This window comes from Pseudochrobactrum saccharolyticum (assembly GCF_008801715.1).
Classification (GTDB): domain Bacteria; phylum Pseudomonadota; class Alphaproteobacteria; order Rhizobiales; family Rhizobiaceae; genus Pseudochrobactrum; species Pseudochrobactrum saccharolyticum.
In genome coordinates, this window is sequence record NZ_VZPG01000001.1 from 97,567 (window position 1) to 124,088 (window position 26,522).

Genomic DNA, 26,522 nt, shown 5'->3' on the forward strand with positions numbered 1-26,522 from the left:
TACCCGTTTTTTTACATCTCTGCATATAAAAAAAGCGCCGCATTGCTGCAGCGCTTTTTTAAATCAAAGACTAAATAAATTAGCCAACGATTTCTGTCGAAGAGAACCAGTAGGTGATTTCCTGAGCAGCTGTTTCAGGAGCATCGGAACCGTGTACCGAGTTTTCACCGATCGACAGAGCGAAGGTTTTACGGATTGTACCTTCAGCAGCATCTGCCGGATTGGTTGCGCCCATAACTTCGCGGTTTTTCAGGATTGCGTTTTCGCCTTCCAGAACCTGAACGATTGTCGGGCCGGAAGTCATGGTTTCAACCAGCTCACCGAAGAAAGGACGTGCTGCATGCACTGCATAGAAGCCTTCAGCTTCGCGCTTGCTCATCCATACGCGCTTGGAAGCAACAACACGCAGACCAGCTTCTTCGAGCTTGGCGGTGATTGCACCGGTCAGGTTGCGCTTGGTTGCATCTGGCTTGATCATGGAAAAGGTACGTTCGATGGCCATTTTTGTCCTGTATATATTTAGAGGAAAGGTGCCGTTCTATACCCTCACAGCCTTTTACAGTCAAATAAGATCATTAAACCTGGTGTAAAATGCTGCTGAAAGTGCGGTGAAAACGCGCCCCATTCTGTTTCTGTTTACTCAGTCCTGTCTCATCGTGCTGAGCATCATTTTAGCTGCGCCGCCATACATAGCTTTCACATAATACAATGGAATGACAAGACACTGATAATAAAGTGATTTAGCCTGCTATAAGTGCAAAGACAGGTTATAGTTAACAACGCTCATGACAATAACAGCGATTCTGTGTTGCACGGGCTGTCTTTTGCTGTTTTTGGTTTTTGATGAGAGCTTGATGATGAAGCAACATTTTCTGATGCTTGCTGCCTATAATGGCTGGGCCAATAAACAGCTTTTCGACGCGGTTGCGGCTTTGACTGAAAGTGAATACCGGCAGGATGCAGGCCTGCATTACAAATCTGTCCATGCCACGCTTAATCACCTGCTAGGCAATGACCGCCTGTGGATGAAGCGCTTTACCGGTGAAGGCGATCACCCGAAAACACCTGATGCCATTCTTTATCTGGCTTTGTCTGACCTGCGCGCTGCCCGCCTGCAGGAGGATACGCGTATTCTGGAATGGCTGGAGGGACTTTCTCCTGCCGAGGTTTCAGGGCGTTTTGTGTTTCTCAACATGAGCGACATGCGCACCATCAGTCAGCGGCTTGCCCCTGCCCTTGCCCATATATTCAACCATCAGACCCATTATCGCGGGCAGGTTCATGCAGCACTCACCATGCTGAAACATACGGCACCGGAACTGGATATGATGATTTTCCAGAAATCGGAATCCGGCCGCCGCTTCGTCTAATATTTCCGTCCCAGCACAAGCATAACCGGACGTTTTTGCCTCTTGCACAATTGCAATATCCCGTGCAAAACCGCTCTATGTTGATCCTTAATGATATAACCGTCCGCATGGTCGGACGCGTCCTCATCGACCATGGCAGTGCAACACTGCCATCTGGTTCAAAGACCGGTTTTGTCGGGCGTAACGGCACCGGCAAGTCGACCCTGTTCAAGGTGATTACCGGTGAATTGTCGTCGGATACCGGCGATATTTCCATCCCGAAAAACACCCGTATCGGTCAGGTGGCGCAGGAAGCACCAGGCACAGAAGAGTCTCTGATAGAGATTGTTCTGAAAGCGGATAAAGAACGCCTTGCCTTGTTGCAGGAAGCCGAAACGGCGACTGATCCGGCACGTATCTCCGAAATTCATATCCGCCTTGCCGATATTGAATCCCATTCAGCGGAAGCGCGTGCCAGCGCCATTCTCTCCGGCCTGGGTTTTGATGCGGAAGCGCAATTGCGCCCTGCCTCGTCCTTCTCCGGTGGCTGGCGTATGCGTGTGGCTTTGGCGGCTGTGCTGTTTGCCCAGCCTGATCTGCTGCTGCTTGACGAACCAACCAACTATCTCGACCTTGAAGGCGTGTTGTGGCTGATCGACTATATCAAGCGCTACCCATATACTGTCATCATCATCAGCCATGACCGCGATCTGCTGAACTCGGCAACCAGTTCTATTCTGCATCTGGAAAATAAGAAGCTGACTTTCTGGAAGGGTAATTACGACCAGTTTGAACGTCAGCGCGCCGAAATGCTGGAATTGCAGCAGAAGCAGCGTGTGAAGCAGGAAGCCCATCGCAAGCATATGGAATCCTTTGTAGAGCGGTTCCGCGCCAAGGCTTCCAAGGCACGTCAGGCACAGTCCCGCTTAAAGGCCCTGCAAAAACTGAAGCCGATAGCCGCGCATTATGATGAGCATGTGCAGCCATTCCGCTTTCCTGAAGCGGAAAAAGCGGCAGCATCGCCAATCATCGCGCTGGAAAATGCCGATGTCGGTTATGAAACCGGCAAACCTATCCTGCGCAATCTTTCACTGCGTATTGATAATGATGACCGAATTGCCCTGCTCGGCTCCAATGGTAACGGTAAGTCCACTCTGGCAAAGCTGATCTCCGGACGGCTGAAACCGGAAGGCGGTACACTGACCCTTTCACCAGCGCTGAAGGTTGCCTTCTTCGCCCAGCATCAACTGGATGATCTGGTGCCGGAAGACAATGCCATTGAGCATGTGCGCAAGCTGATGCCGGATGCACCGGAGGCCAAAGTGCGTGCCCGTGTCGCCCAGATGGGGCTGGCAACGGAAAAGATGCTGACCAAGGCTAAAGAGCTTTCCGGTGGTGAAAAAGCACGTTTGCTGATGGGGCTTGCGACCTTCCATGGTCCGAACCTGCTGATCCTCGATGAGCCGACCAACCATCTGGATATCGACAGCCGTGAAGAGCTGGTTCACGCGCTGAATGATTTCAAAGGCGCTGTGATCCTCATCGCCCATGATCGTCATCTCATCGAAGCAACCATGGATCGGCTGTGGCTGGTGCGTAACGGCACGGTCAAACCTTATGACGGCGATCTGGATGATTACCGTTCTCTGGTTCTGAGCGATAAAAGCACGCCAAACAGCACCACAGAGCTTGTGCAAGATATTGCACCGGTCGATGAAGGGCCGAAACTCAGCAAAGCAGATCAGCGTAAACAAGCTGCGCAGAAGCGTGAACAGCTTAAACCGCTGCAGAAAAAGATTAATGATTCCGAGTCTTTAATGCAAAAACTGCAGAAAGAGATTCAGGCACTGAAAGGCAAACTGGAAGATCCTGAACTTTATACCAAGGATGCCCAGAAAGCCGTACAGTTCAATATTGATCTGAAGTCCGCTGAAACCAAACTGGCAGACGTTGAAGAAAAATGGCTGACCTATTCTGCGGAATATGAAGAGGCAATGGCTGATTAACAGCACATCTGAGCCATAAAGATTAAGCCCGCCGGTTCTGTGAAACGGCGGGCTTAATTATTGGACAATTTAGGCTTTCTGCCGTCTGCGTGTACGCATAAATCCGTAGAGACCGGCCACCATAATCACCACACCCATCATGGTGATATTCTCGTCAACCGGAGGTGCGCCACGGCGCAAAACCAGATCGGCTTTTATCAGCGACAAGCCGTCTTCCACCGCCCGCACGCTGAATTCATACGTGCCCGCTTGCAGAGTTTCCATGTCCTTGGCGCTTTGACGAATGACAGCACCGCTTTGTGGCAGATCGCGCTGTTCATTACCGCTTTTCGGGCTGTAGCTGAGGCGCTCCGCCAATACCGGCACACCATCACGTGACACTGCCAGATTAAGTACCGATGGCTTTTGTCCGCTGGTTACGCCCTGCATTGGTTGCGCATCAACAAAAATACGCAATGGCGCATCTTCAGGCTTCAATTGTACTTTCGCAGACTGATAACCGCCCTCGCGCTGATAGAGCACCCATGTGCCGATTTCCTCGCCGCCAAAATGACGCTGCGCCCACGGCCAGATCACACCGGTCGCCAAACCAACGAGAAACAGCAGAATACAAAAAATACGCATCAGGCTTTTTTCTCCCAGCGGCGGTCTGCATTTTGCTGCCAATAGGTCAGCTGATGTCCTGCGGCTTTCAGGCTCTTCCATTGCCCTCGCGCTTTGGTCAGCTGGGCAGCGTCGTGTCCGTCAAACATAACCACCAGACGATCATAGTTCTCAGCACCGGCGATTTCCGCGCCTTCCACAACAAAACGCACTGTTGCGCCGTTCAGATTATCCGTGGTGGTTGTGAGCAAGGCGGGCTGATGTTCTGCATTGGGCTGTACATCTGTGCCATGGGCAAGAAATGAGGCATTGCTCCATGTCCACAGCAAGCGGTCGAGTTCATCGCGGCGCTCTTCCGATGTCATCTGAATTGTCACGCGCCAGCCCCGCTCTAACGAGCGGTCAACCAGCCCCGGCAAAGCTTCATCCAAAACGGATTCAGTCAGATGATAAAACAGAATTTCCGCCATCAGCCAATGCAGGGAACCGCGCCCCTTACCTCTCGCATCTCATATATACCGGATAACAGCTTAAACCAGAAACAAAACGGCCTGTCGATCAGACAGGCTGCCTCATACAGAAAAACCGGAGATTATAATCAGGCGGTTGCAGAACGGGGTGCCTGTTGCGGCGCAGTGATGCTGCGCACACCAAGGCACAACAGCGTAAAATAGCTCAGGCTTTCCAGTGCTTCTTCCAGAAACTCGTTAAAGGCAAGCCCGTGCATTTTCTCAAAAACCTCGCCGAGAGCGATGAGTGCCGCTGCCAGATAAAAAGGCCATGCTTTACGGCTGAAAACAAAGGTCAATACAGGGCGCACATAATCTGAATGGCGGAAAACATAAATAGCGGCGAAAGCGATGACGATAATTGCCTCATGCCAGCGGAATGCATGGGATTTAATGTAATTGCTCACCGGTCCTGTCGGCTCGATTTCAAATTCACGGAAGAAGAAAATCCACATCAGTACGGACATACCGATTGCAAACATTCGCGCAGGCCCCTCACTGCGCAGGCCGCCGATGAAAAACGCGATTGCGGCAAGACCGAGATAAACCAGTTGCAAATTCTCGAGCAATCCGGCCTCTCCCATTTCGACGACAAGATTGTCAAAATCCGTCACGAAGAAAAAGAACAGAACATTTAATAAAAGCAGTACCAGCATTGCACTGATGAAACTGCGCGAAGCATAAGATGGAAACACAATTTTATCCGGAATAAATAGCCAGCCCGTCCTTCAGGGGTGCCAAAACCGGCGGACACAGCATCTCAATGAACATTTTGTGACATCTTAACAAGTTCTTGTTGCTGCGCACAATTAAAATTCATATTGCGCCGGTCAATTTTTATTGAGGTATTTATTTCCGCCGGAGTGTATCGCGTTTAAGTGAGGCCACAGCGCTCGCTCTGTCTCCTTGTTTTTACGCATGTCGCCGAAAACCGGTGTCTGCCTTTCCGCGACATGCTTTAAAATACAAAAAAGCCGGTGCGAACACCGGCTTTTCCAATCATGTGGCAGGATAACTGCTTATCAGCCTTCGTAATGATCGCGAACGAGGCGATCCAGAACACGGACACCAAAGCCCGAACCCCAGGATTCATTATACTCGCTGGCAGGTGAATCCATCGCAGTACCGGCAATATCCAGATGCGCCCAAGGTGTATCACCGACAAAACGCTTCAGGAACTGAGCCGCAGTGATCGAACCGGCTGGACGACCGGCCGAGTTACGCATATCTGCGAATTTGGAATCGATGATCTTGTCATATTCCTTGGTGAGCGGCATACGCCACAGTTTTTCACCGCTGGTCTGACCGGCATCAAACAGCTGCTCTGCCAGTTCATCATCATTGGAGAACAAACCCGCATGCTGAGTGCCGAGAGCGATTACAATCGCACCGGTCAGCGTCGCCAGATTGATCATGAAGCGCGGCTTATGGGTTTTCGCAGTGTAATATAGTGCATCAGCCAGAACCAGACGGCCTTCCGCATCGGTATTGATCACTTCAATCGTCTGACCGGACATGGTGGTGACGATATCACCCGGACGCTGTGCATTGCCATCCGGCATATTTTCCACAAGACCGATCACGCCGATAACATTGGCCTTGGCTTTACGACCGGCAAGAGCGCGCATCAGACCGGTAACAGCAGCTGCACCGCCCATGTCACCCTTCATATCTTCCATACCAAGCGCAGGCTTGATGGAGATACCGCCGGTATCGAACACAACGCCCTTACCGACAAAAGCAACCGGTTTGTCTTTTGCTTTGCCACCGTTCCATTCCATAACAACCAGACGCGGCGGACGGACAGAACCCTGAGCAACGCCGAGCAGCGAGCCCATGCCGAGCTTTTTCATTTCTTTTTCGGTGAGAATGGTGATTTTAACACCAAGTTTCTCAAGCTTTTCTGCTTCCGCAGCAAATTCAACCGGGCCGAGCACATTTGCAGGCTCATTGACCAGATCGCGCGCCAGCAGCACACCTTCACCAATTTCAGCCGCAGCTTCGTAAGCTTTTTCCGCACCGGCAGCATCAGCAACCTGAATGGTCAGCTTAACATCTTTAGCCTCAGCCTTATCATCGCTTTTCTTGGTTTTGTACTTGTCAAAACGATAAGCGCGCAGCTGTGCGCCCAGAGCAAAATCCGCAGCCGCTTCAGCCGAAATTTCCAGACCGTCAATTGCGAGAATTGCATTGGCTTCAGCGGATTTGCCGATTTTAGCGAATGCCGCGCCGCCGATTTTCAGCCAGTCATCATTTTTCAGCTTGGCAGGATCGCCGATACCAACCAGAACCAGACGCTCTGCGCCTGCACCGTCAGCAAGGTAAGTTTCAAGCGTTGCACCAAGTTTGCCCTTGAAACCGGCTTTGGTAATCAGGCCGGAAACGAAACCTTCGCCGCCAACATGATTTGCCTGTGCGGCAACCGAACCGTCTTTGCTCACGGGTACAATCACGACATCTTTCAGCTTTTCTGAAAAATTCGAGAACTTGATGACTGGATTTTTGGACATAATAACTCCAATAGGTAAAAACAGAGTCGCATAACTCAAATGCATTTTGTGGCTCTATCAAGACCAAACCACAAGCCATAAATTACCGTCTCTGACGAATAAGTGTTTTGTTAACCTAATTTCTTTGTCTATTTTTAGCCAAGACCCGATTATGATAAACACGGATTATATGACAAGCGTTTGCGTGCCGTCTTTAAACGATTATAAGATGTCAGCAAATTTGTATAACCGGCAGATAATAACAGGTTCAGCCCTAAGGTTCAGGATGTAAATTCAGCATATGAAACTGATCGAGCGATACATCCTGCGCCGCGTAGGAATAATGTTTCTGGCCGTGTTCTGCGCGGCCATCGGCATTACGTGGACAGTGCAGGTATTGCAGCGCATCAACTTCCTGACTTCCAGCGGCCAGTCTCTGGCAACAGCCATCCAGTTTTTCTCGCTGTTTATTCCCTCCGTCATCCCTCTGGTGATGCCGTTTGCACTGGTGATTGCCATCACGCAGACACTCTCCACCATGAATCAGGATTCGGAGCTGGTGGTCATCAATGCCTCCGGCAGCCCGCGCACGGCCGTAATCCGGCCGGTATTGCTGTTTGCTGCCATGCTTGCGGTTATCTCATTTCTGATTGCCAATTTCGTTGACCCCTATGCACGCTATAATATGCGTTCCATGCTGGCCAATGCGAGCGCAGATCTGATCAATGTGGTTGTACAGGAAGGCAGCTTCCGCAAATTATCCGACAATCTCTATGTGCAGATTGCCGAGCGTAAATCAGATGGCAGTATCGGCGGCATGTTCATCGCCGATTCCCGTGATGCCAATACGGATCTGGTTTATTATGCACTGGACGGTGCTATCGCCAATAATAACGGCAATGACGTTCTGCTGATGAATAATGGTGAGATTCAGCGCCGTGATGTAAAAACCGGCAGCGTTTCCATTATTAAATTTGATCAATATGCATTTGACCTGAGCCAGTTCACAGATACAGGCGGCGATATGGTTCTTTATGCCAAAGACCGTCACCTGTCCTATCTCATCAATCCGGACAAGAATGACCCGATTTTTCAGACCAGACCGCTGCAATATCGCGCGGAACTGCATAAACGCCTGACAAACTGGCTTTATCCTTTCGTTTTCGCCATGATTGCTCTGGTTCTGGCTGGCGACGCGCGTTCCCATCGTGAAGCGCGAGTTTCCGCTTCTTTCTCGGCGATTTCGCTTTCGCTGATCGTCTATTGGGCAGGATATTTTGTGTCTGACCGCGCCGAGAAGAATCTGAGCTATGTGCCGGTCATGTATCTTATTCCGCTCGGTGTCATTGCGGTCTGCCTCTATGCATTGTTCAGCGGACGCTCACTCAGCCTGCCGACCTCATGGTCAGACAAGATTCAGGACATAACCGAACAATTAATAGCCCGCCTGCGCCCGCTTTATGAGCGTTTTGCCGGCAAGAAAAATACATCAGGAGGTCAGTCATGATCGGCTGGACGCTCGGACGCTATTTTTTCATGCGCTATGTGCAGACCACGCTGTATTTTCTGCTGGGTATTTTCGCATTGTCGCTGCTGCTCGATTTTACGGAAAATGCCAGCAAGCTCTCCACCCTCCCCGATTATTCGGCATGGGCGGCACTCGGGCTTTCAGCGATGCGCATTCCCTTCATCATGCAGCAGGTTATTCCGTTTGTAGCGCTGTTCTCGGCTATGGCCACGCTGATTTCGCTGAACCGCCGCTATGAACTGGTGGTTGCGCGTTCAGTCGGTGTTTCCGCATGGCAGTTTCTGCTGCCTGCCTGTCTTGGTGCCTTCCTGTTCGGCCTCATCACCATTTTCATCATTAATCCGCTTGCGGCTTATGGCTTTGAAAAATCGCTGGAAATCAGCACGCGCTGGCAAAACGGCAATGTTAATCAGGTTACAGCGCTGCGCGATCCGTGGCTGCGCCAGAAATTTGATGAACAGGAAACCATTATCGGCGCCAAGGGCATTCTCGCACAGGGAACGCATCTGAGCGATGTCAGCTTCTTCGTCTTCAATGAAGACAAGACAATCAAAGAGCGTTTTGACGCCCGTGATGCAAAGCTGGAAGACGGTTACTGGAACCTGACCAATGTGACCCATATTGTCGAAGGTCAGGAACCTAAAGAACTTTTATCCACAAAGATTCCGACCCAGTTAAAACCGGAATTTCTCGAAGAAAAACTTTCTTCGCCCGACACGATTCCATTCGTGCAATTGCCCCGCAAGATTGAAGTCGCCCGCTCTTTCGGCTTTTCGGCCACCGCTTTTGACATGCAGTTCCAGTCTTTGCTGGCTTTGCCTGCTCTTTTGATGGCCATGACGCTGATTGCTGCAACAGTCTCATTAAAATTTGTGCGTTCCGGCCAGTCCGGAGCAATGATTCTGGGTGGCATCATTGCCGGGTTCGTGCTTTATGTCGTAACTGTACTTGCCAAAGCCTTTGGCACGGCAGGATTCGTGCCGCCATTTGTAGCGGCATGGGTACCGGTATTGATTGCAACATTTTTTGGAATCTCCTTTTTGCTCCATAAGGAGGATGGTTAGTGGGATTGAGTAGCTCCCGCACGGTAGTATCTGAGTACTTCACGCGTCTTGCACGCGGGACAGCTCTGGCGTGCATTTTTTCCACCTCTGTGATCATTTCCATGTCTTCCGTGGCTTACAGTCAGGAAGCAGCGCCTTCTGACGACTTCGGCAGCCAGTATCAGACCAATCCTGATGCCAAGATGCTGTTGCAAGCGGACAATCTGGTTGTCGACCGCGATCAGAATACAGTTACCGCAGCGGGCAATGTTCAGATTGAATATGACGGTAACCGTCTGGTTGCGCGTCAGGTTGTCTACAACCAAAAAACCAAGCGCATGGTTGCGAAGGGTAATGTCGAGATTCTCGAAAAAGACGGCAACCGCATCTATTCTGATGAAATTGATGTGACCGATGATTTCCGCGATGGCTTTGTAAACGGCCTGCGCGTTGAAACCGTCGATGACACACGTTTTGCAGCGGAAAGTGCTGAACGCAGTCTCGGTGAAATCACCACATTTAACAATGGTGTTTACACCGCCTGCCGTGCCTGTGAAAAAGATCCGAGCAAGCCGGTTCTCTGGCAGGTTAAAGCCAAGAAAATTATCTGGAACGGCACCAAGAAAACTGTCCGCTTTGAAGGCGGCCGTTTTGAAATGTTCGGCAAATCGCTTTTTGCCCTGCCTGCTTTCGAAATTGCTGACCCGACCATCAAGCGCAAGAGCGGCTTCCTGTTCCCGAGCTTCCTCTATAAAGACGAGCTGGGTTTCGGTATGCGGGTGGGCTATTTCTGGAATCTGGCTCCGAATTATGACATCACCACTTATGGTACAGGCCTGACAAAACAGGGCTTCTTAAGTGAAACCGAATGGCGTCACCGTCTTGAAAACGGCTCTTATAATATCCGCGTAGCGGGTATTTATCAGGCGAAGCCGGGAGAGTTCGGCTCCACAACGGTTGATGCGCAAGAGCGTTTCCGCGGCATGGTTGCCTCCAAAGGTGATTTCAAAATCAATCCGCGCTGGAGCTTCGGCTGGGATGTTATCGCCCAGACCGACAAGAATTTTAGCCGCACCTATAAGATCGGTGGCTATAGCGATGAATCGCTGACATCCAATGTCTATTTGCGCGGTATATCCGGTCGCAATCATCTGGATATTAACTTTTACAAGTTCAAAGTTCAGGAAGATGTGCTGAACGGCAGCCGATATGCGGTAGATACAAAACAACCTTGGGTACTGCCAAGTGTTGACTATCTCTATACTGTTCCGGAATCTGTCTATGGCGGCGAACTGACCATTACCAGCAATCTGCAGGGCATTTATCGCGAAACATCTGATACTATTTATCAGAATAACGCTGCCCGCTTCCTGAATGGCATGAAGGGCACCAGTGCGCGCCTGACCACAGAAGCAGAATGGAAGCGGACTTTCATTACTGAACAGGGTCTGGTCATTACCCCTCTCCTCGCTCTGCGTGGTGATGCGATCGGTATTGATACCAATGACACTTTCGGTACTGTGAATGAAATCCGTTCGCAGGCTTTCCGTGGCATGGCAACTGCCGGCCTGGAAGTTCGCTGGCCGATCCTGTTCTCATCAACCAGCATGACACAGGTGCTGGAGCCGACAGCGCAGATTTTTGTTCGTAATGACGAGCCTTATGCCGGCCGTCTGCCGAACGAAGATGCACAGAGCTTTGTCTTTGATGCGACCAGTCTATTCCAGCGCGACAAGTTCTCCGGTTACGACCGTGTTGAAGGCGGTACTCGCGCCAATCTTGGTCTGCGCTATTCCGGCAATATGAATAATGGCTGGTCCATCCATGGTCTTGCCGGTCAGTCCTTCCAGCTAGGTGGCCTGAACTCCTTTGCCGAAAGCGACTTTGCCGGTGCCGGTGCGGATTCCGGTCTTGAAGGCAAGCGTTCTGACTATGTTGCAATGCTTGGCATGTCCAACAATTCCGGCCTCGCTTTTGCTGCACGCGGACGCTTTGACAAAGACAGCTTCGATGTCAAACGCGGTGAAGTGGAAGCCAGCCATAGCGGCCAGATTGTTAAGGCTTCGGTTAAATATGCTTATATTGCCAAGCAGCCGGATTATGGCTACGCGAATGATCGTCAGGAAGTCAGTCTGAGTGCTTCAACACGTTTCAAAGAAAACTGGCGTGTGTTTGGCTCCGGCACCTATGATATCGTATCAGAAACTCTGGTGCGTGCTCAGTCCGGTCTGGCCTATGATGATGAGTGTTTCACCTATTCGATGGCCTATATTCAGACACGCAGTCCGGGTCAGGATAAGATTTCCCATTCGGTCGGCTTCAATATTTCCTTCCGTACATTGGGCGATCTGGGCAGTTCATTCTAAGCTCATTTGACAATCAGAAATTATATTACGGCCTGCTTTATGCGAGCCGTAATTTTATCCAGAGCGGTTTACGTTCAGATTGGATCATAGCGCTCGCTCTAAATTCTTTATTTGGTCGCATTATCACGGGCGTCAAGTTGATCCAACTTGACTGTGAAATGCTCCAGAGCATGTCACGGTAAAGCGGGCACCGGTTTTCCGATAACGACATGCGTGAAAACAAAGAGATCGAGCGGTTCTACCGGCTCAATATTAACAGGAACCGCTCTGAATCTGCATTTTGCACGCAGATTATTTCGCAAACGCATCATAAAATCGTACGATTTACACTCTAGAGCGGTTTACGTCCAGATTAGATCATAGCGTTCGCTCTAGATTCTTTATTTGGTCGCATTATCACGGGCGTCAAGTTGATCCAACTTGACTGTGAAATGCTCTAATCCTCATTCGGAACGCATCTGTATATCGGAATACAGCAATGCAAACAGGGGATAATGGCAGCAATCACACAGGCTTTGACTGTGGAGAATAAAGATTGTCTGCGTAGTTTTAGATAAGAGCGGGTATAAACGGGGTCGAAATTCGCTGTTTTCATGCATTCTTAAACAGATGAGAGATTGTTTCACTGCAACTGCTCATCTATACAAGAATGAAAATCCTGACAGGATGTGACAACAGAAGTCATTTTATCTATTACTTCTTCCTATCAGGAGACGATCACGTCCTGAGGCACGGAACGGGAAACCAGGTATGAAATTTGCTACTATGAGCATGAATTTTAATAAACGCATTCTGGCTGCTGTGTTTGCCGGTACTGTTGCAATGACGGCTTTGAGTGTGACGGAATTTACCGGCACTGCCAAAGCTGCCGAAATTAAAGTGATCGTCAACAGCAACCCGATTACCAATGTGGACATTGCGAACCGCGCTGCCTTCCTTAAATTGCAGCGCCGCGGCGGCAATCTCAACAAGCAGGCTCAGGATGAGCTGGTTGAAGAAATGCTCAAGCGTGTGGAAATGAAATCACGCGGCATTGTCGTTTCGGATCAGGAAATTGAAACTGCCTATGCAGGCTTTGCCTCGCGTAACAAAATGAGCGTTGCGCAACTTAACCAGCTGATGAATCAGGCCGGTATCACGCCGAAGCATTTTAAAACCTTTATCATGGTGCAGATGGGCTGGAGCCGTGCGATTGGTGCCCGCTTCCGCTCCGAAGGCATGATGAGCGAGCAGGATGCTGTTCAGCGCATGCTGAAGGATGGCGGTAAAAAGCCTTCAACCAGTGAATATACATTGCAGCAGGTGATTTTCGTTGTACCTGCCGCCAGCCGCTCGGCAGGCACGATGGCGAAACGCCGCTCCGAAGCCAATGCTCTGCGCAACCGCTTCTCCAGCTGTGAAACAACACGTTCCCAAACCAAGGGCATGCTGGATGTGACCGTGCGTGATCTCGGCAAGCATCTGGAACTGCAATTACCGCCGGAATGGTCAAAACAGTTGAAAGCAACAGCTGTAGGCCGTCCGACAGCGGTTCAGGATACTGATAAAGGCGTTGAATTCCTCGCCGTCTGTGCCAAGCGCACTGTATCGGATGACCGCGTTGCACAGCTGACCTTCTCCATGGAAGGTACCGGCAGCAATGCAGATCAGGAAAAGAAAGCTGAAGAAATCAGCAAGAAATATGTCAAAGAACTGCGCGAAAAAGCGAAAATCGTTAATCGCTAAACCTGAAAAAGCCACGCAGAGATTATTCTGCGTGGCTGATCTCATTTAAGTATTTTTCTGTTTACGGCCTCATTACACAGCAGAACCGGAGCATAAAATGGTTTTTCCGCAGCATGGAGAGGCTTCCATAGCACCGGTTGCTCTGAGCATCGGCGACCCGTCCGGTATCGGACCGGATATTGCCCTCACCGCATGGGCGCAGCGGGAAAAGCATGCGCTGCCTCCGTTTTTTATCCTTGCCGACCCGTCCTTGCTGACAGCAAGAGCCAGACAGCTTGGTCTTGATATCCCTTTCAGCATCTGCCAGCCGCCTGAAGCAACACAGCGCTTTTGCCATTATCTGCCTGTTGTACCTCTGGCCAACCGCCTGACTGACAAGCCGGGCGTGCCGCAGACCGCCAATGCCGCCGGTATTATCGAAGCGATTGAACGCGCCACACATTATGTGCTCGATGGTCAGGCCAGTGCAGTCACAACCTGCCCTATCGCCAAGAAACCGCTTTACGAAGCCGGTTTTGGTTTTCCGGGGCATACGGAATTTCTTGCCCATCTGGCTTCCCGCCATCTCGGGGTTGAAGTGCGCCCTGTCATGATGCTCGCAGGCCCGCAATTGCGCGCTGTGCCGGTGACAATTCATATTCCGCTGCATAAAGTGCCGGAAGCTCTGACAACAGCTGCGATCATTGAAACCATCCGTATTACCGATCATGATCTGCGCACGCGCTTTGGCATAAAAAATCCGCGCATTGCAGTCTCCGGCCTCAACCCGCATGCAGGTGAAGGCGGAGCGCTCGGCCATGAAGATGATGCTGTCATCCGCCCTGCTATTGAACAGCTTAAAAGCGAGGGTATCAATATTCGCGGCCCGCTGCCTGCGGATACAATGTTCCACAAACAGGCGCTGACAACCTATGATACGGCAATCTGCATGTATCACGATCAGGCACTAATTCCTGCCAAAGCGCTGGCCTTTGATGAAACGGTCAATGTAACACTCGGCCTGCCTTTCATCCGCACCTCTCCCGACCACGGCACAGCTTTTGACATTGCAGGACGCGGCATTGCCCGACCGGACAGCCTGATCGCCGCGCTTAAACTGGCCGCAGAACTGGCACATAATCATAAACGGACACAAGACTGAATGAGCATTGATAATCTGCCGCCACTGCGTGATGTGATTGAACGTCACGAACTGAATGCCAAAAAATCCCTCGGCCAGAACTTCCTGCTCGATCTCAACCTGACATCCAAAATTGCCCGACAGGCCGGTGACCTACAGGATCAGCCGGTGATTGAGGTCGGCCCCGGCCCCGGAGGTCTGACACGCGCTATTCTGGCTCAGGGCGGCATTGTCACGGCAATCGAACGTGATGAGCGCTGCCTGCCAGCGCTGGAGGAAATCGCTGCGGAATATCCGGGGCGTTTACGTGTCATTTCCGGTGATGCTTTGCAGCAGGATTTTAAGGCGCTGTTTCCTGATCCGGCCAAAAAGCCGAAAATCATCGCCAACTTGCCTTATAATGTCGGCACGCAATTGCTGATCGGCTGGCTGCTGAGTGAGCCATGGCCGCCTTTTTACAGCTCGATGACCCTGATGTTCCAGAAGGAAGTTGCCGAGCGCATTGTTGCCCGTGCCGGTGATGATGCCTATGGCCGTCTTGGTGTCCTGGCCGGATGGCGTACGCAGTCTAAAATTGCTTTTGATCTGCCGCCGCAGGCTTTCACACCGCCGCCGAAAGTCACGTCTGCCGTTGTGCATATGATCCCGCGGGAAGAGCCGCTGGTCTGCCCGCCGCAGCTTCTGGAGCGGGTAACACAAGCGGCATTCGGGCAGCGCCGCAAGATGCTGCGCCAAAGCCTCAAGCCGCTTGGTGGTGAAACCCTGCTCAATAAAGCAGGCATTGATCCGACGCGCCGTGCAGAGACACTGAGTGTCGAAGAATTTGTGCATCTGGCAAACCAGCTCTGAGATATAAAAAAACCGCCTTACGGCGGTTTTTCTTTTCAGACTTATTGAGAAATTAAGAAGGCTGCTCTTCCAGCAAACCGTTCACGAATTCAAACAGACCCGGACGACGGTCGCGGCGCAGACGCTCAGCCATGACAATGGACTTCACAGCGGCATAGGACTGGTTCAGATCTTCATTGATAACAATGTAATCATATTTGCTCCATTTCTGGATTTCAAAACGCGCATTGTTCAGACGTGTTTCAATCACTTCAGGCGTATCTTCCGCACGGCGGTTCAGGCGCATCTGAAGTTCTTTCATGGTCGGCGGCAGAATAAAGATCGATACGACATCGGCCGGCATTTTGGCCTGAAGCTGTTCCGCGCCCTGCCAGTCAATGTCAAACAACATGTCACGACCGTCTGCCAAGGCGTTTTCCGCAGTCTCACGCAGTGTTCCGTAATAATTGCCATGCACCTCTGCCCATTCAATCAGGGCATCGCTGTCACGCAGACGCTCGAATTCACGCACGCTTTTAAAATGATAGTGAACGCCCTCAATCTCGCTGGCGCGGCGCTGACGGGTTGTCACGCTGACGGACAGGGAAAGATCCATATCGCGGTCTTCCAGCAACAAACGTGCAATCGTTGACTTACCCGCGCCTGACGGCGAAGAAATGACCAACATAAGGCCGCGTCGTGCGACAGCATTTTCCACGAAGGAGATGGCCATAATCTATTCTGCTCCAGATTCTCTATTCACTGCTATGTCTGATATCATTGCGCCGCAATGATGTCTCTTTTGTTCTCTCTTTTCACAGCAATTGCGGCGTTTTTTAGTTATTAAAGCATTACCTGATCTTCACTATACGCGGAGCGGAAACGCTTGCAATCTTTACTATTCGAGGTTCTGTACCTGCTCGCGGAACTGATCGACAACCGCTTTCAGCTCAAGACCGATTGCAGTAATGCTGGCCGCATTGGATTTTGAACACAGCGTATTGGTTTCGCGATTGAATTCCTGCGACAGAAAATCGAGCTTACGCCCCGCAGGGCCGCCGTCGCTGAGCAATTTATGCGCCGCAGCCACATGCATATCCAGCCGGTCAAGTTCCTCCTGAATATCCGCTTTGGTGGCAAGAAATGCTGCTTCCATATGCAGACGCTGTTCGTCCAGCACGATCGCCGCACTGCGATTGCTGTTCATAGCATCCAGCAGCAATGCCACCTGCCCCGCAAGGCGTTCACGGATCGCCTCAGCACTGCGCGACGTATCCTGACGCGCCTGCACTGCCAGTTCCGCAATCCGGTCAACATGGCTGCCAAGCAGATCGGACAGGCGCTTACCCTCCTGCAAACGCATCAGTTTCAGCGCATCCAGTGCTTCATCAAAGGATGACAGCAATACGGCTTTCAAAGCCGCTTTACCTGCATCGTCGCTCAAGGTCTGCGGCGGCTCCAGAATACCGCGTAAATTCAGCACGGCATCCACACTGGCAGGTGCCAGACCATATTGGTTTTGCAACTGCTGCGCTGTCTGCATAACTTTGCTCAGCAAAGCCTCATTGATAACCAGCGCTGTCTGCGCCTCCGGCTCTTCAATTGTCAGGCTGACCTGAAACGATCCGCGGGCAAAAATGCGCCCCAAAGCCGTGCGCAATTGCAGTTCAAGATCATCAAAACCGTTCGGAATACGAAAGCGGGCATCAAGCCCTTTACCGTTCACACAACGAATTTCCCAGCTGATCCGTGTCTGCGCATTCTCATCCGCCCCCGACATGAATGTCGCTGTGTGGCGGGCGAAACCGGTCATGCTCTGTACTGTCATCTTAAAACCCGTTATCTGCGCCGTTTATCTTTGAAAGCGGCTTTTGCAAAAATGCCGTCCGGATGGCCGGACGGCATCATATTTTATCTGTATATTTAGAGCGGTCCAGTTAATGTTAAATCGCTGGAGCCGCTCTATCTATTTGTTTCTACGCGTATCTTATCCGAAAACCGCTTCACACTTTTCGGGATACGCTTTAATTACAAGCTTTACGGAGCCGGCGTTGGTGCAGTGCCATTTGTTCCTGCCGCCGGATTTTCCTTGCGCTGACGCTCAACCTCACGCCATTTACGCACATTTTCATTGTGCTCTTTCAGCGTTGCCGCGAAGACATGGCCACCGGTACCGTCTGCCACGAAATACAGGTCCTGAGTATCCAGCGGATTAGCAACAGCCTCCAGAGCATCGCGTCCCGGATTGGCAATCGGTGTCGGCGGCAGGCCTTTGATAATATAGGTATTATAGGCAGTTTCTTTTTCGATATCCGACTTATAGATCGGGCGGTCTGCAGGTTTGCCGCGTCCGCCGAAAATACCGTAAATAATTGTCGGATCGGATTGCAGGCGCATACCGGTATTCAGACGATTTACGAAAACCGAAGCCACATGCGGACGCTCGGATGCCACGCCGGTTTCCTTCTCAACGATGGAAGCCAATGTCACAAATTCGTTCTTGTCTTTGACCGGAAGACCGTCACGGCGTTTGGCCCAGACTTCATCCACCAGTTTGCTCTGCGCGGTTTTCAGGCGATTGACCACTTCCTCACGCGGTGTGCCGCGAGTGAAGCTCAGCGTATCTGCTACCAGACTGCCTTCAACCGGCAGTTCTTTCGGCAGGTCGCCGGAAAGCAATTCGCTATTGGCAATTCGGTCGAAAATCTGCTGGACGGTCAGGCCTTCAGGAATGGTCACTGAATGCATCAGCGACTTACCTTCAACAAAGATATTCATAATATCACGCATGGATGCACGGGCAGGAATGGCATATTCACCGGCCTTCATGCTCTTTTCCAGACCATAAGCGCGTGCGCCATAGCGGAAAATCCGCGCATCGGTAATCAGGTCTGCGCGTTCCAGCTGATCGGAAATTTCAATGATGCCGCTGCCGCGCTTCACAAAGAATGTCGAATCCTGTGACAGCGGCCCTTCAGTCGTGAACTGAACCTTGCCGAAATAGAACAAGGCACCCATGCCGATCACCAGAAAGACCAGCATAGACAGCATGAAATTGGCAAAAACCACAATCTGGCTGCGGGCATGGCGCGAACGCTTGCGCTTTTTCGGCGGCGGCGGTGTGCCCGGTTCAGGACGCAGTGCTTCGCTTGCCGATTTCAGAACCAAAGGCCCTGTTGCCGGTTCAGCCGCATCCGGTGCCGCAGTTTTTTCAGCTTGTACGGCAGCTTGCGGCTGGGCTGGTGCCGATGGTGACACCGGAGCTGAAGCAGGCGCAGCTGGTGCTGCGGCGATTTCCGGAGAAACCGGTGCAACAATTGCATTTTCATCGGAGGTAACAGGCTTATGCGCGCTCGCAGAAGCAGCGCTCCCCGCATGAGATGGTGACGCACTATTCTGAACAGCGCTATCAGAAACGGCAGGCTGACCAGCAGATTTATTTTCAGATGATTGGTCTGACGTCACACTTACACTCCGGTTCAACTCGACCCGATGGCAATGAAAACCAAGGGCCTGAGCCGATTAATCTGTATTTTTAGTTTCTTCACTCAATGGGCACAATAATTGCGGCAAAAGCACGAATGTCGCAACCCGTGAACAAAGCTTTCGACAGAAAGAATCCATATTTAAGAGAGTATTTTGATCTGAAATACGGATTGCCTGCGTCTGCTGTTCAAAAACGGCCTCACCCGTCGCGGTACAGGCTCTTAATAAAAGGCCGCCTTCACTGAAAGCGGCCTTTTCACTCCATCAGCTAAAATGCTGTATCAGGCCTGATAGCGGCGCAGGATCAGCGAAGCATTGGTGCCGCCGAAGCCGAACGAGTTCGACACAGCAACATCAATCTGACGAGCGCGTGGCTTATGCGGCACCAGATCGATCTTGGTGCTGACCGACGGATTGTCGAGATTGAGTGTAGCAGGCGCAATATTATCGCGGATTGCCAGTGTCGAGAAAATCGCTTCTGCCGCCCCCGCTGCACCGAGCAGGTGACCGATCGAGGATTTGGTCGAAGACATAGAAATCTTCGAGGCTGAATCTCCGACAACGCGTTCAACTGCTGCCAGCTCGAGCGTATCAGCCATGGTCGATGTGCCGTGAGCATTGATATAATCAACGGCATCCGGTGTGATTTTGGCGCTGCGTAACGCGGCTTCCATGCAGCGCTGTGCGCCTTCACCGTTCTCGCTTGGTGCAGTGATGTGATAAGCATCGCCGGACATGCCGTAGCCGATCACTTCCGCATAGATTTTCGCACCGCGTGCCAGCGCATGTTCCAGCTCTTCGAGAACCACAACGCCTGCACCTTCACCCATAACGAAACCGTCGCGGTCTTCATCATATGGGCGCGATGCCGCTGTCGGATCATCATTCCGCTTGGTGGAGAGCGCTTTACAGGCAGCAAAACCGGCCAGAGAAATACGGCTGACCGGCGATTCTGTACCACCGGCAACCATTACATCGGCATCGCCGAAAGCAATCATACGGGCAGCATCACCAATAGCATGTGTACCGGTTGCGCAGGCTGTGACCACGGAGTGGTTCGGGCCGCGCAGCTTGTGCTTGATTGAAACATGGCCGGAAGCCAGATTGATCAGGCGACCCGGAATGAAGAAAGGCGAAATACGGCGTGGACCTTTGTCGCGCAGCGTATAACCGGCTTCAACAATACCTTCGATACCGCCGATACCGGAACCGATCAGCACGCCGGTGCGGATCTGGTCTTCATCGCTTTCCGGATGCCAGTTCGCATCATCCAGTGCCTGATCGGCAGCACCGACCGCATAGACGATGAAAGGATCAACTTTGCGCTGTTCCTTCGGTTCCATATAGAGATCAGCGTTGAATGTGCCGTCCGTGCCATCGCCGACAGGAATACGGCAGGCAATCTGACAGGCAAGGTCGTCAACTTCGAATTCGGTCACGCGGCGCGCTGCGCTTTGGCCGGCGAGCAAACGCTTCCAGGTTTCTTCAACACCATTTGCCAAAGGTGACACCAGGCCAAGACCGGTAACGACGACTCTTCTCATATGTATCCTTCCCTGCACCTGACCCTGTTTCTCGCTGGTCTTCGCCAACGGCAGGCGGCACAGATTAATCAACCGCGTAATATCTCGACCGGAATCGATCAAGGGTTAGAATTACGCAGAATTAATAGATTGTTACAGCGCTTTTGTGGAGTGGTTAATTACAGATCCGCAAACAGAACTGTCTGACCGGCATAAAGGCAGTAAAAACATTGCCTGAGCCTTATTCAAATATTTTCCGCGCTTCAAACGATAAGGGCCGGAAGATATGATCTTCCGGCCCGATATCTGCCTGCCGATTATACAAATAATCAGGCAGAAGCTTTATCGATGAATTTAACAGCGTCGCCGACCGTCAGGATGGTTTCAGCTGCATCATCAGGAATTTCTACGCCGAATTCTTCTTCGAAAGCCATTACCAGCTCAACTGTGTCCAGGCTGTCTGCGCCCAGATCATCAATGAAGCTTGCGCCTTCAGTTACTTTATCGGCATCTACGCCCAGATGTTCAACAACGATTTTCTTGACGCGTTCTGCGGTGTCGCTCATGTCGGACCTCGACCTGTTAATACCATAGCCTTGGTAGCGGCATGGCTGATTGTAATCAAGTGTTAAGATAACTCACCATTGCAACATTCATCACAATGAAAAGCATCCTGTGGATATTCCTACTGCATAATGCCTGAAACAGAAATGCATTTCAGACGCATTATACAATATATTTCAGTTGCAGCGATTTAACTGCTGCGCCGTTGAAGCGCAATCATATTTTATCTCTGCAGCCGCCACGAAGCATAAAACATGCAGCGTAGCAATATTCGGGGCATTATCACGGTTCTGCTGTTTGGCAAAGTCCATTTTAACAAGCAACCACAGCGAAACAGAGCAAAAACCGTTAAAACAACAGAAAAAAGAGCTTTATTGCTGTATTATCAGCTTTTTAAAGTTCTTTTATTCATCATTATTCCGGCCGGAACCGTTCAGAAACCGGCCGGATCTTCATCAGATCATGGCCATACCGCCATTTACGTGCAGGGTCTGGCCTGTCACATAAGCGGCTTCATTACTTGCCAGATAGACAACGGCCGATGCAATTTCAGCACCCTGCCCCATGCGCTTCATCGGGATAGCCGACATGATTGTGTCTTTTTGCTTCTCATTGAGCTTGTCGGTCATAGCCGACTCAATAAAGCCCGGAGCAACGCAGTTCACAGTCACATTGCGCGAAGCAATTTCCTGAGCCAGCGATTTGGAGAAGCCGATAATACCGGCCTTAGAAGCGCAATAGTTTGCCTGTCCCGGATTACCGGTTACGCCGACGATGGATGTAATATTGATAATACGGCCAAAACGGCGGCGCATCATCGGATGGGTCAGCTCGCGGGTCAGGCCGAATACGGAAGTCAGGTTCACTTCGATCACCGCATCCCAGTCTGCATCGCTCATACGTACAAACAGACCATCACGGGTAATACCGGCATTATTGACCAGAATATCGACGCCTTCGAGCTGCTTTTCCACAGCCTGACCAAGCGCCTTCACTTCTTCACGGTCGGAAAGGTTCGCAGGGAAGATATAAGCGCGTTCGCCCAGCTCTTTGGCCAGCGCTTCCAGCTTTTCAACGCGGGTGCCGTGCAGAGCAACAATAGCGCCCTGTGCATGCAGCGCGCGTGCTACTTCTTCACCGATACCGCCGGTTGCACCGGTTACGAGAGCCTTACGGCCAGTCAGATCAAACATGAAATCCTCTTGAATCTGATACGCGGACAATCTTCGTCCGCTTTATAACATTATTTTCAGCGCTTCAAAATCTGAGCGATTACGCCAGCAGCGTCTGCATCTTAAGTTATGCAAGCAGAGCTTGCAGGACAGCATCAATCTCTTCAGCAGTGCCGACAGTCACACCGGTTACATCTTTGGAGATGCGGCGTGCCAAGCCGGTCAGCACCTTGCCGGAACCGATTTCATAAAGCGTTGTCACGCCGTGGCCTGCGAACCATTCAACGGTCTCGCGCCAGCGCACCTGACCTGTGACCTGCTCAACCAGCAGATCAGCAATTTCGATAGGATCCTTAACCGGAGCAACGCGCACATTGGCGATTACCGGCACAACAGGTGCCTGCTTATTAACAGTTGCCAGCGCTTCACGCATGGCATTGGCAGCAGGCGCCATCAGGCTGGAATGGAATGGTGCGGAGACCGGCAGCATGATTGCGCGTTTTGCACCGCGCTCTGAAGCCAGCTTTGCAGCCAGCTCAACAGCCGCTTTGGAACCGGAAATAACCAGCTGACCGCCGCCATTATCATTAGCGATCTGGCAAGAACCTTCTGCGGAAGCATGTTCACAGATTGCAAAAACATCAGCATGTTCAAGTCCGATGATTGCAGCCATGGCGCCTTCACCGACCGGCACGGCAGCCTGCATTGCATTGCCGCGGATACGCAGCAAGCGGGCAGTATCGGAAATGGAGAATGTACCGGCAGCGCACAGAGCCGAATATTCGCCGAGCGAATGACCGGCAACATAAGCGACTTTATCCTGCAGCTTCAGTCCCTGTGACTCCAGCACCCGCATAACAGCCATTGAAACTGCCATCAGCGCAGGCTGGGCATTTGCTGTCAACGTCAGCTGGTCTTCCGGCCCTTCAAACATCAGGGTTGAGAGTTTTTCACCGAGCGCATCATCAACTTCTTCGAAAACAGCGCGCGCTTCCGGATAGGTTTCAGCCAAAGCCTTGCCCATACCGACAGCCTGACTGCCCTGTCCCGGAAATGTAAATGCTACAGTCATTAAAGCCTCTTTATTTTGTATCTGTGTTTGGCGATCCGCACACATATATATTATATTGCCTCTGCGGATACGATAAAATTATCTATAACTGCAACGCCCTGTGCCTTTCAGCCGCTTTCAAGTCAAGTCTTCGCGCCTGAAAACCCGTATACGCCGCTGCGATAACCCGTGTTTTTGCCTGCATAAGCGGCACAACACGCATAGCTTTGCTTTTGCCGGTTGCAAAATTTTCAAAAAGCCACTAATAGGCACTCGTCATTGTCCGGCATCAGCTGGGGGCTGAACGGAGGCCGGATTTAAATATCCGGAGAAATTCTAGCGATTTCAACCTCCCGTGTCTCCGCTCTCGATCGTCTCGACCCGCGTCCTTTCTTCTCCGTTTTACGGATATAGACAAGTCGCAGAGGCTTAGCCGTTGATCCGGATGGTGGTTTTTTGAAGAAAGGCAAAGACAATGGCTCTTTATGAACATGTGATCCTTGCCCGACAGGATATCTCGCAGCAGCAGGTTGACGCACTGGTAGAACAGTACAAGGGCGTTCTTGAAGCTAACGGTGGTAAAGTCGGGAAAATCGAAAGCTGGGGACTGCGTCCTCTGACTTATCGTATCAAAAAGAACCGTAAAGCTTACTACACACTGGTAAACATCGATGCTCCTGCTGCTGCAGTTGCTGAAATGGAACGCCAGATGCGTATTAACGAAGACGTTCTCCGCTTCATGACCATTCGTGTTGAAGAACACGAAGAAGGCCAGTCAGCAATGCTGAGCCGTCGTGATGACCGTCGTGAACGTGAAGACCGTTTCGGCCGTGATGACGATCGTCCACGCCGTCCGCGTCGTCCACGCGACAACGAATCTGCCGGTGAAGGAGAAGAATAATGGTTGATATCAATCAGATCCCGACCCGTCGTCCGTTCCATCGTCGTCGTAAGACCTGCCCATTCACAGGTCCTAACGCACCGAAGATCGATTACAAGGACATCAAACTCCTGCAGCGTTACATTTCTGAACGCGGCAAGATCGTTCCTTCCCGCATTACAGCTGTAAGCCAGAAGAAACAGCGCGAACTCGCAAAAGCGATCAAGCGTGCACGTTTCCTCGGCCTGCTGCCATATGTTGTGAAATAAGATTTTTGATTCGGGGTGTGTCCGCACACCCCGGTTCATTTCTGATGCACCGGGGCATTAAAAACCGGAATAAATGATTTAGTGGCCGCAAGGTCAGGTTGGGAACAGAGCGCTGAAGCGATCGTTCTCTAACTGCAACCGGAAACTTCCGGGCAGGACAGCAGGATTAAGATGAATTACAATAGCAAACATATCGGAACCGGTGTTCTTGCGGGGCTTGCAGCCGCGCTGCTGGCGTCCGGCGTGCTGGTTCAATCCGGCCTTGCTATGGTTCTCTATGTCCTCACCCCTCTTCCTATTTTTATCGCCGCACTTGGCTGGGGCACTGCCGCAGGCCTGATTGCCGCTGCGACAGCGAGCATTGCCGTTGCGATTTTCGCCGCGCCTATGGTTGCGGTTCTGATTGCCCTCACCAGTTTCATCCCTGCTGCAACCGGCGCTTATCTTGCTGGTCTTGCGCGACCTGCTCAGGAACTGGGCGGCCCTAAAGATGCACTGGTTTGGTATCCGCTGCCGGACATTATGTTCCGCCTCGCACTTCTGATTTCTGTCAGCTTCATCATCGTCGGCTCGATTATCGGCTATGGCGAAGAAATGGTGCGTGAACTGACCGGTGCGATGATCGCAAGCCTGCAGGCTTCTGATCCGCAGTTCAATGCAAGCGACGATTTCCGTGAAATGCTGCAGCAGTTTCTGCTGTTCGGTCTGCCTGCCATTCAGGCTGCAACCAGCCTGATGTTCCTGACCGCTAATTTCTATCTCGCGCTGCGCATCACTGAACGCTCCGGCGTGCTGCGCCGCCCGCGCGATAACTGGCCTGCAACATTGCGCATGCCGCGCCCTGCTCTGCTGGTTTTTGCACTGACCTTTGCCGGCTCCATGTTCCTGTCCGGCCCTGCAAGCATGATCGCCACCACTTTTGCTGGTGCGCTTGCTGCGGGCTTTATCATGGCCGGTCTGGCAATTATTCACTGGCGGACACGCGGTGCCACATGGCGTCCGTTTGCCCTGTGGCTTGCCTATTTCCTGCTCATCATCTTCGCATTCTCTGCACTGATCTTTCTGGTATTCGGCCTGCTCGATACATCGCGCGGCGCTCCGCTCTCCAAAGATCCGTCCCAGAATTCATAACCATAAACACATTCAGAACTTAAACACTCAAGGAATAGTCCAATGAAAGTTATCCTGCTTGAACGCATCAGCCGCCTCGGTCAGATGGGCGATACTGTTACTGTAAAAGACGGCTTTGCCCGTAACTTCCTGCTCCCGCAGGGCAAGGCACTGCGTGCCAACGAAGCCAACATGGCTCGTTTTGAATCCCAGCGCGCTCAGCTCGAAGCCCGTGATCTGGAACGCAAAACCGAAGCACAGGCCGTTGCTGACAAGCTGGACGGCAAGAGCTTCATCGTTGTTCGCTCGGCTGGTGAAACCGGTCAGCTGTACGGTTCGGTTTCGACACGTGACGTTGCTGATGTTGTAACTGCTGAAGGCTTCTCGCTGAACCGCAACCAGGTTGACCTGAACCACGCGATCAAGACAATCGGTATTCACACAATCTCGATCGTTCTGCACCCGGAAGTATCGGCCACAATCACCATCAATATCGCACGTACAGCTGACGAAGCTCTGCGTCAGGAAAAAGGTGAAGATCTGTCGACTGCTGCTGCTATCTACGGCATCGAAGAAGAGCCTCTGGCTGAAGAAGTTTTCGACGAAGACTTCGATGGCGAAGAAAACGCATAATCAGCGTTTTCCTACAGATTTCGTATCTGAAAGGCTGCACCGGACATCCGGTGCAGCTTTTTTATTGCCCGTTTATTTATGAAACCATCACGCGAAAATGATTACACTCTCCGTAATTATTTCTGCCCCGCTCTTTCCAGAACAATAAAACCGGCTATTCTTAAAGCGCTGTACCGTGTTTAGCTCTTTGTATTGACGCATTATCCAGCGAAAAACCGCTTTGCACTTTTTCTGGAAATGCTCGAAAGGCGGATACAGGCGCGGAAAC

At 51.4% G+C, this 26,522-nt stretch carries 23 protein-coding genes and 1 pseudogene; 12 read left to right on the top strand and 12 right to left on the bottom strand.

Features of this window, described 5'->3' with window-relative positions:
• Positions 1 to 79: 79 nt before the first annotated feature.
• Positions 80 to 502 carry a nucleoside-diphosphate kinase gene (ndk, locus tag F7P81_RS00585; protein ID WP_075654638.1) on the bottom strand — a complete coding sequence of 141 codons (423 nt, stop codon included), beginning with the start codon at positions 500 to 502 and terminating at the stop codon, positions 80 to 82.
• A gap of 355 nt (positions 503 to 857) precedes the next feature.
• Between ndk and F7P81_RS00590 the strand changes: the two genes are divergently transcribed.
• Both F7P81_RS00590 and F7P81_RS00595 read left to right on the top strand, forming a co-directional pair.
• Complete coding sequence (locus F7P81_RS00590; RefSeq protein WP_151158925.1) at positions 858 to 1,370, top strand: DinB family protein; 513 nt, start codon at positions 858 to 860, stop codon at positions 1,368 to 1,370.
• A gap of 77 nt (positions 1,371 to 1,447) precedes the next feature.
• A complete protein-coding gene (locus tag F7P81_RS00595) occupies positions 1,448 to 3,355 on the top strand; it encodes an ABC-F family ATP-binding cassette domain-containing protein (protein WP_028233920.1) in 1,908 nt (635 codons plus the stop codon).
• Between the two features lie 69 nt (positions 3,356 to 3,424).
• Here the strand turns inward: F7P81_RS00595 and F7P81_RS00600 are convergent, their stop codons facing one another.
• The 4 genes from F7P81_RS00600 to F7P81_RS00615 form a co-directional block, all read right to left on the bottom strand.
• Entirely contained in the window at positions 3,425 to 3,979 is a 555-nt protein-coding gene (locus F7P81_RS00600) for a hypothetical protein (protein WP_151158016.1), read from the bottom strand.
• Positions 3,979 to 4,428: a DNA polymerase III subunit chi gene (locus tag F7P81_RS00605; protein WP_151158018.1), complete on the bottom strand. Its 450-nt coding sequence runs from the start codon at positions 4,426 to 4,428 to the stop codon at positions 3,979 to 3,981. The genes F7P81_RS00600 and F7P81_RS00605 overlap by 1 nt, the downstream gene beginning before the upstream one ends.
• A 128-nt stretch (positions 4,429 to 4,556) precedes the next feature.
• Positions 4,557 to 5,162, bottom strand: coding sequence for a hypothetical protein (locus F7P81_RS00610; protein WP_075654635.1), 606 nt, complete (start codon positions 5,160 to 5,162; stop codon positions 4,557 to 4,559).
• A gap of 327 nt (positions 5,163 to 5,489) precedes the next feature.
• Positions 5,490 to 6,977 carry a leucyl aminopeptidase gene (locus F7P81_RS00615; RefSeq protein WP_116089197.1) on the bottom strand — a complete coding sequence of 496 codons (1,488 nt, stop codon included), beginning with the start codon at positions 6,975 to 6,977 and terminating at the stop codon, positions 5,490 to 5,492.
• A 280-nt stretch (positions 6,978 to 7,257) separates the two neighbouring features.
• On the opposite strand from F7P81_RS00615, the gene lptF reads away from it, so the two are divergent.
• The 6 genes and pseudogenes from lptF (at position 7,258) to rsmA (ending at position 15,587) form a co-directional block, all read left to right on the top strand.
• Complete coding sequence (gene lptF, locus F7P81_RS00620; protein WP_151158020.1) at positions 7,258 to 8,463, top strand: LPS export ABC transporter permease LptF; 1,206 nt, start codon at positions 7,258 to 7,260, stop codon at positions 8,461 to 8,463.
• On the top strand, positions 8,460 to 9,548 hold the full coding sequence (lptG, locus tag F7P81_RS00625) for an LPS export ABC transporter permease LptG (protein ID WP_151158022.1): 1,089 nt from the start codon (positions 8,460 to 8,462) through the stop codon (positions 9,546 to 9,548). Before lptF ends, lptG begins: the two co-directional genes overlap by 4 nt.
• Positions 9,549 to 10,270: 722 nt before the next feature.
• Positions 10,271 to 11,893: pseudogene (locus F7P81_RS00630) on the top strand (LPS-assembly protein LptD); the annotation flags it as partial.
• A 771-nt stretch (positions 11,894 to 12,664) separates the two neighbouring features.
• On the top strand, positions 12,665 to 13,618 hold the full coding sequence (locus tag F7P81_RS00635) for a SurA N-terminal domain-containing protein (protein ID WP_028233922.1): 954 nt from the start codon (positions 12,665 to 12,667) through the stop codon (positions 13,616 to 13,618).
• Between the two features lie 97 nt (positions 13,619 to 13,715).
• Positions 13,716 to 14,759, top strand: coding sequence for a 4-hydroxythreonine-4-phosphate dehydrogenase PdxA (gene pdxA, locus F7P81_RS00640; RefSeq protein ID WP_151158026.1), 1,044 nt, complete (start codon positions 13,716 to 13,718; stop codon positions 14,757 to 14,759).
• Complete coding sequence (gene rsmA / locus F7P81_RS00645; RefSeq protein ID WP_151158028.1) at positions 14,760 to 15,587, top strand: 16S rRNA (adenine(1518)-N(6)/adenine(1519)-N(6))-dimethyltransferase RsmA; 828 nt, start codon at positions 14,760 to 14,762, stop codon at positions 15,585 to 15,587.
• Positions 15,588 to 15,639: 52 nt separating this feature from the next.
• Here rsmA and gmk read toward each other — a convergent pair whose 3' ends face one another.
• The 7 genes from gmk to fabD all read right to left on the bottom strand — a co-directional run bounded on the left by gmk (position 15,640) and on the right by fabD (position 23,383).
• Positions 15,640 to 16,299 carry a guanylate kinase gene (gmk, locus tag F7P81_RS00650; protein ID WP_075654629.1) on the bottom strand — a complete coding sequence of 220 codons (660 nt, stop codon included), beginning with the start codon at positions 16,297 to 16,299 and terminating at the stop codon, positions 15,640 to 15,642.
• A 165-nt stretch (positions 16,300 to 16,464) separates the two neighbouring features.
• Complete coding sequence (locus F7P81_RS00655; protein ID WP_116089202.1) at positions 16,465 to 17,394, bottom strand: YicC/YloC family endoribonuclease; 930 nt, start codon at positions 17,392 to 17,394, stop codon at positions 16,465 to 16,467.
• A gap of 209 nt (positions 17,395 to 17,603) precedes the next feature.
• Positions 17,604 to 18,860 (bottom strand): endolytic transglycosylase MltG, encoded by a 1,257-nt coding sequence (mltG, locus tag F7P81_RS00660; RefSeq protein WP_374828107.1) that lies wholly within the window; start codon positions 18,858 to 18,860, stop codon positions 17,604 to 17,606.
• A gap of 473 nt (positions 18,861 to 19,333) precedes the next feature.
• The gene (gene fabF, locus F7P81_RS00665) at positions 19,334 to 20,596 is read right to left on the bottom strand and encodes a beta-ketoacyl-ACP synthase II (RefSeq protein ID WP_151158030.1); all 1,263 of its coding nucleotides are present in this window, start codon (positions 20,594 to 20,596) and stop codon (positions 19,334 to 19,336) included.
• Positions 20,597 to 20,904: 308 nt separating this feature from the next.
• Complete coding sequence (locus F7P81_RS00670; protein WP_002963616.1) at positions 20,905 to 21,141, bottom strand: acyl carrier protein; 237 nt, start codon at positions 21,139 to 21,141, stop codon at positions 20,905 to 20,907.
• A gap of 453 nt (positions 21,142 to 21,594) precedes the next feature.
• Positions 21,595 to 22,332: a 3-oxoacyl-[acyl-carrier-protein] reductase gene (gene fabG / locus F7P81_RS00675; RefSeq protein ID WP_022712181.1), complete on the bottom strand. Its 738-nt coding sequence runs from the start codon at positions 22,330 to 22,332 to the stop codon at positions 21,595 to 21,597.
• Between the two features lie 106 nt (positions 22,333 to 22,438).
• Positions 22,439 to 23,383, bottom strand: coding sequence for an ACP S-malonyltransferase (gene fabD, locus F7P81_RS00680; RefSeq protein WP_151158032.1), 945 nt, complete (start codon positions 23,381 to 23,383; stop codon positions 22,439 to 22,441).
• Positions 23,384 to 23,837: 454 nt separating this feature from the next.
• On the opposite strand from fabD, the gene rpsF reads away from it, so the two are divergent.
• The 4 genes from rpsF (at position 23,838) to rplI (ending at position 26,254) form a co-directional block, all read left to right on the top strand.
• A complete protein-coding gene (rpsF, locus tag F7P81_RS00685) occupies positions 23,838 to 24,263 on the top strand; it encodes a 30S ribosomal protein S6 (protein WP_022712183.1) in 426 nt (141 codons plus the stop codon).
• Entirely contained in the window at positions 24,263 to 24,511 is a 249-nt protein-coding gene (rpsR, locus tag F7P81_RS00690) for a 30S ribosomal protein S18 (RefSeq protein ID WP_022712184.1), read from the top strand. The genes rpsF and rpsR overlap by 1 nt, the downstream gene beginning before the upstream one ends.
• Before the next feature lie 171 nt (positions 24,512 to 24,682).
• Positions 24,683 to 25,642: a DUF2232 domain-containing protein gene (locus F7P81_RS00695; RefSeq protein WP_022712185.1), complete on the top strand. Its 960-nt coding sequence runs from the start codon at positions 24,683 to 24,685 to the stop codon at positions 25,640 to 25,642.
• 42 nt (positions 25,643 to 25,684) lie between these two features.
• Positions 25,685 to 26,254, top strand: coding sequence for a 50S ribosomal protein L9 (gene rplI / locus F7P81_RS00700; RefSeq protein WP_022712186.1), 570 nt, complete (start codon positions 25,685 to 25,687; stop codon positions 26,252 to 26,254).
• Positions 26,255 to 26,522 lie beyond the last annotated feature (268 nt).

Excerpts from the sequence above, each read along its gene's own strand:
- ndk (WP_075654638.1), bottom strand. The coding sequence starts at position 502 with ATGGCCATCGAACGTACCTTTTCCATGATCAAGCCAGATGCAACCAAG.
- F7P81_RS00590 (WP_151158925.1), top strand. The coding sequence starts at position 858 with ATGAAGCAACATTTTCTGATGCTTGCTGCCTATAATGGCTGGGCCAAT.
- F7P81_RS00595 (WP_028233920.1), top strand. The coding sequence starts at position 1,448 with ATGTTGATCCTTAATGATATAACCGTCCGCATGGTCGGACGCGTCCTC.
- F7P81_RS00600 (WP_151158016.1), bottom strand. The coding sequence starts at position 3,979 with ATGCGTATTTTTTGTATTCTGCTGTTTCTCGTTGGTTTGGCGACCGGT.
- F7P81_RS00605 (WP_151158018.1), bottom strand. The coding sequence starts at position 4,428 with ATGGCGGAAATTCTGTTTTATCATCTGACTGAATCCGTTTTGGATGAA.
- F7P81_RS00615 (WP_116089197.1), bottom strand. The coding sequence starts at position 6,977 with ATGTCCAAAAATCCAGTCATCAAGTTCTCGAATTTTTCAGAAAAGCTG.
- lptF (WP_151158020.1), top strand. The coding sequence starts at position 7,258 with ATGAAACTGATCGAGCGATACATCCTGCGCCGCGTAGGAATAATGTTT.
- lptG (WP_151158022.1), top strand. The coding sequence starts at position 8,460 with ATGATCGGCTGGACGCTCGGACGCTATTTTTTCATGCGCTATGTGCAG.
- F7P81_RS00635 (WP_028233922.1), top strand. The coding sequence starts at position 12,665 with ATGAATTTTAATAAACGCATTCTGGCTGCTGTGTTTGCCGGTACTGTT.
- pdxA (WP_151158026.1), top strand. The coding sequence starts at position 13,716 with ATGGTTTTTCCGCAGCATGGAGAGGCTTCCATAGCACCGGTTGCTCTG.
- rsmA (WP_151158028.1), top strand. The coding sequence starts at position 14,760 with ATGAGCATTGATAATCTGCCGCCACTGCGTGATGTGATTGAACGTCAC.
- gmk (WP_075654629.1), bottom strand. The coding sequence starts at position 16,299 with ATGGCCATCTCCTTCGTGGAAAATGCTGTCGCACGACGCGGCCTTATG.
- F7P81_RS00655 (WP_116089202.1), bottom strand. The coding sequence starts at position 17,394 with ATGACAGTACAGAGCATGACCGGTTTCGCCCGCCACACAGCGACATTC.
- fabF (WP_151158030.1), bottom strand. The coding sequence starts at position 20,596 with ATGAGAAGAGTCGTCGTTACCGGTCTTGGCCTGGTGTCACCTTTGGCA.
- F7P81_RS00670 (WP_002963616.1), bottom strand. The coding sequence starts at position 21,141 with ATGAGCGACACCGCAGAACGCGTCAAGAAAATCGTTGTTGAACATCTG.
- fabG (WP_022712181.1), bottom strand. The coding sequence starts at position 22,332 with ATGTTTGATCTGACTGGCCGTAAGGCTCTCGTAACCGGTGCAACCGGC.
- fabD (WP_151158032.1), bottom strand. The coding sequence starts at position 23,383 with ATGACTGTAGCATTTACATTTCCGGGACAGGGCAGTCAGGCTGTCGGT.
- rpsF (WP_022712183.1), top strand. The coding sequence starts at position 23,838 with ATGGCTCTTTATGAACATGTGATCCTTGCCCGACAGGATATCTCGCAG.
- rpsR (WP_022712184.1), top strand. The coding sequence starts at position 24,263 with ATGGTTGATATCAATCAGATCCCGACCCGTCGTCCGTTCCATCGTCGT.
- F7P81_RS00695 (WP_022712185.1), top strand. The coding sequence starts at position 24,683 with ATGAATTACAATAGCAAACATATCGGAACCGGTGTTCTTGCGGGGCTT.
- rplI (WP_022712186.1), top strand. The coding sequence starts at position 25,685 with ATGAAAGTTATCCTGCTTGAACGCATCAGCCGCCTCGGTCAGATGGGC.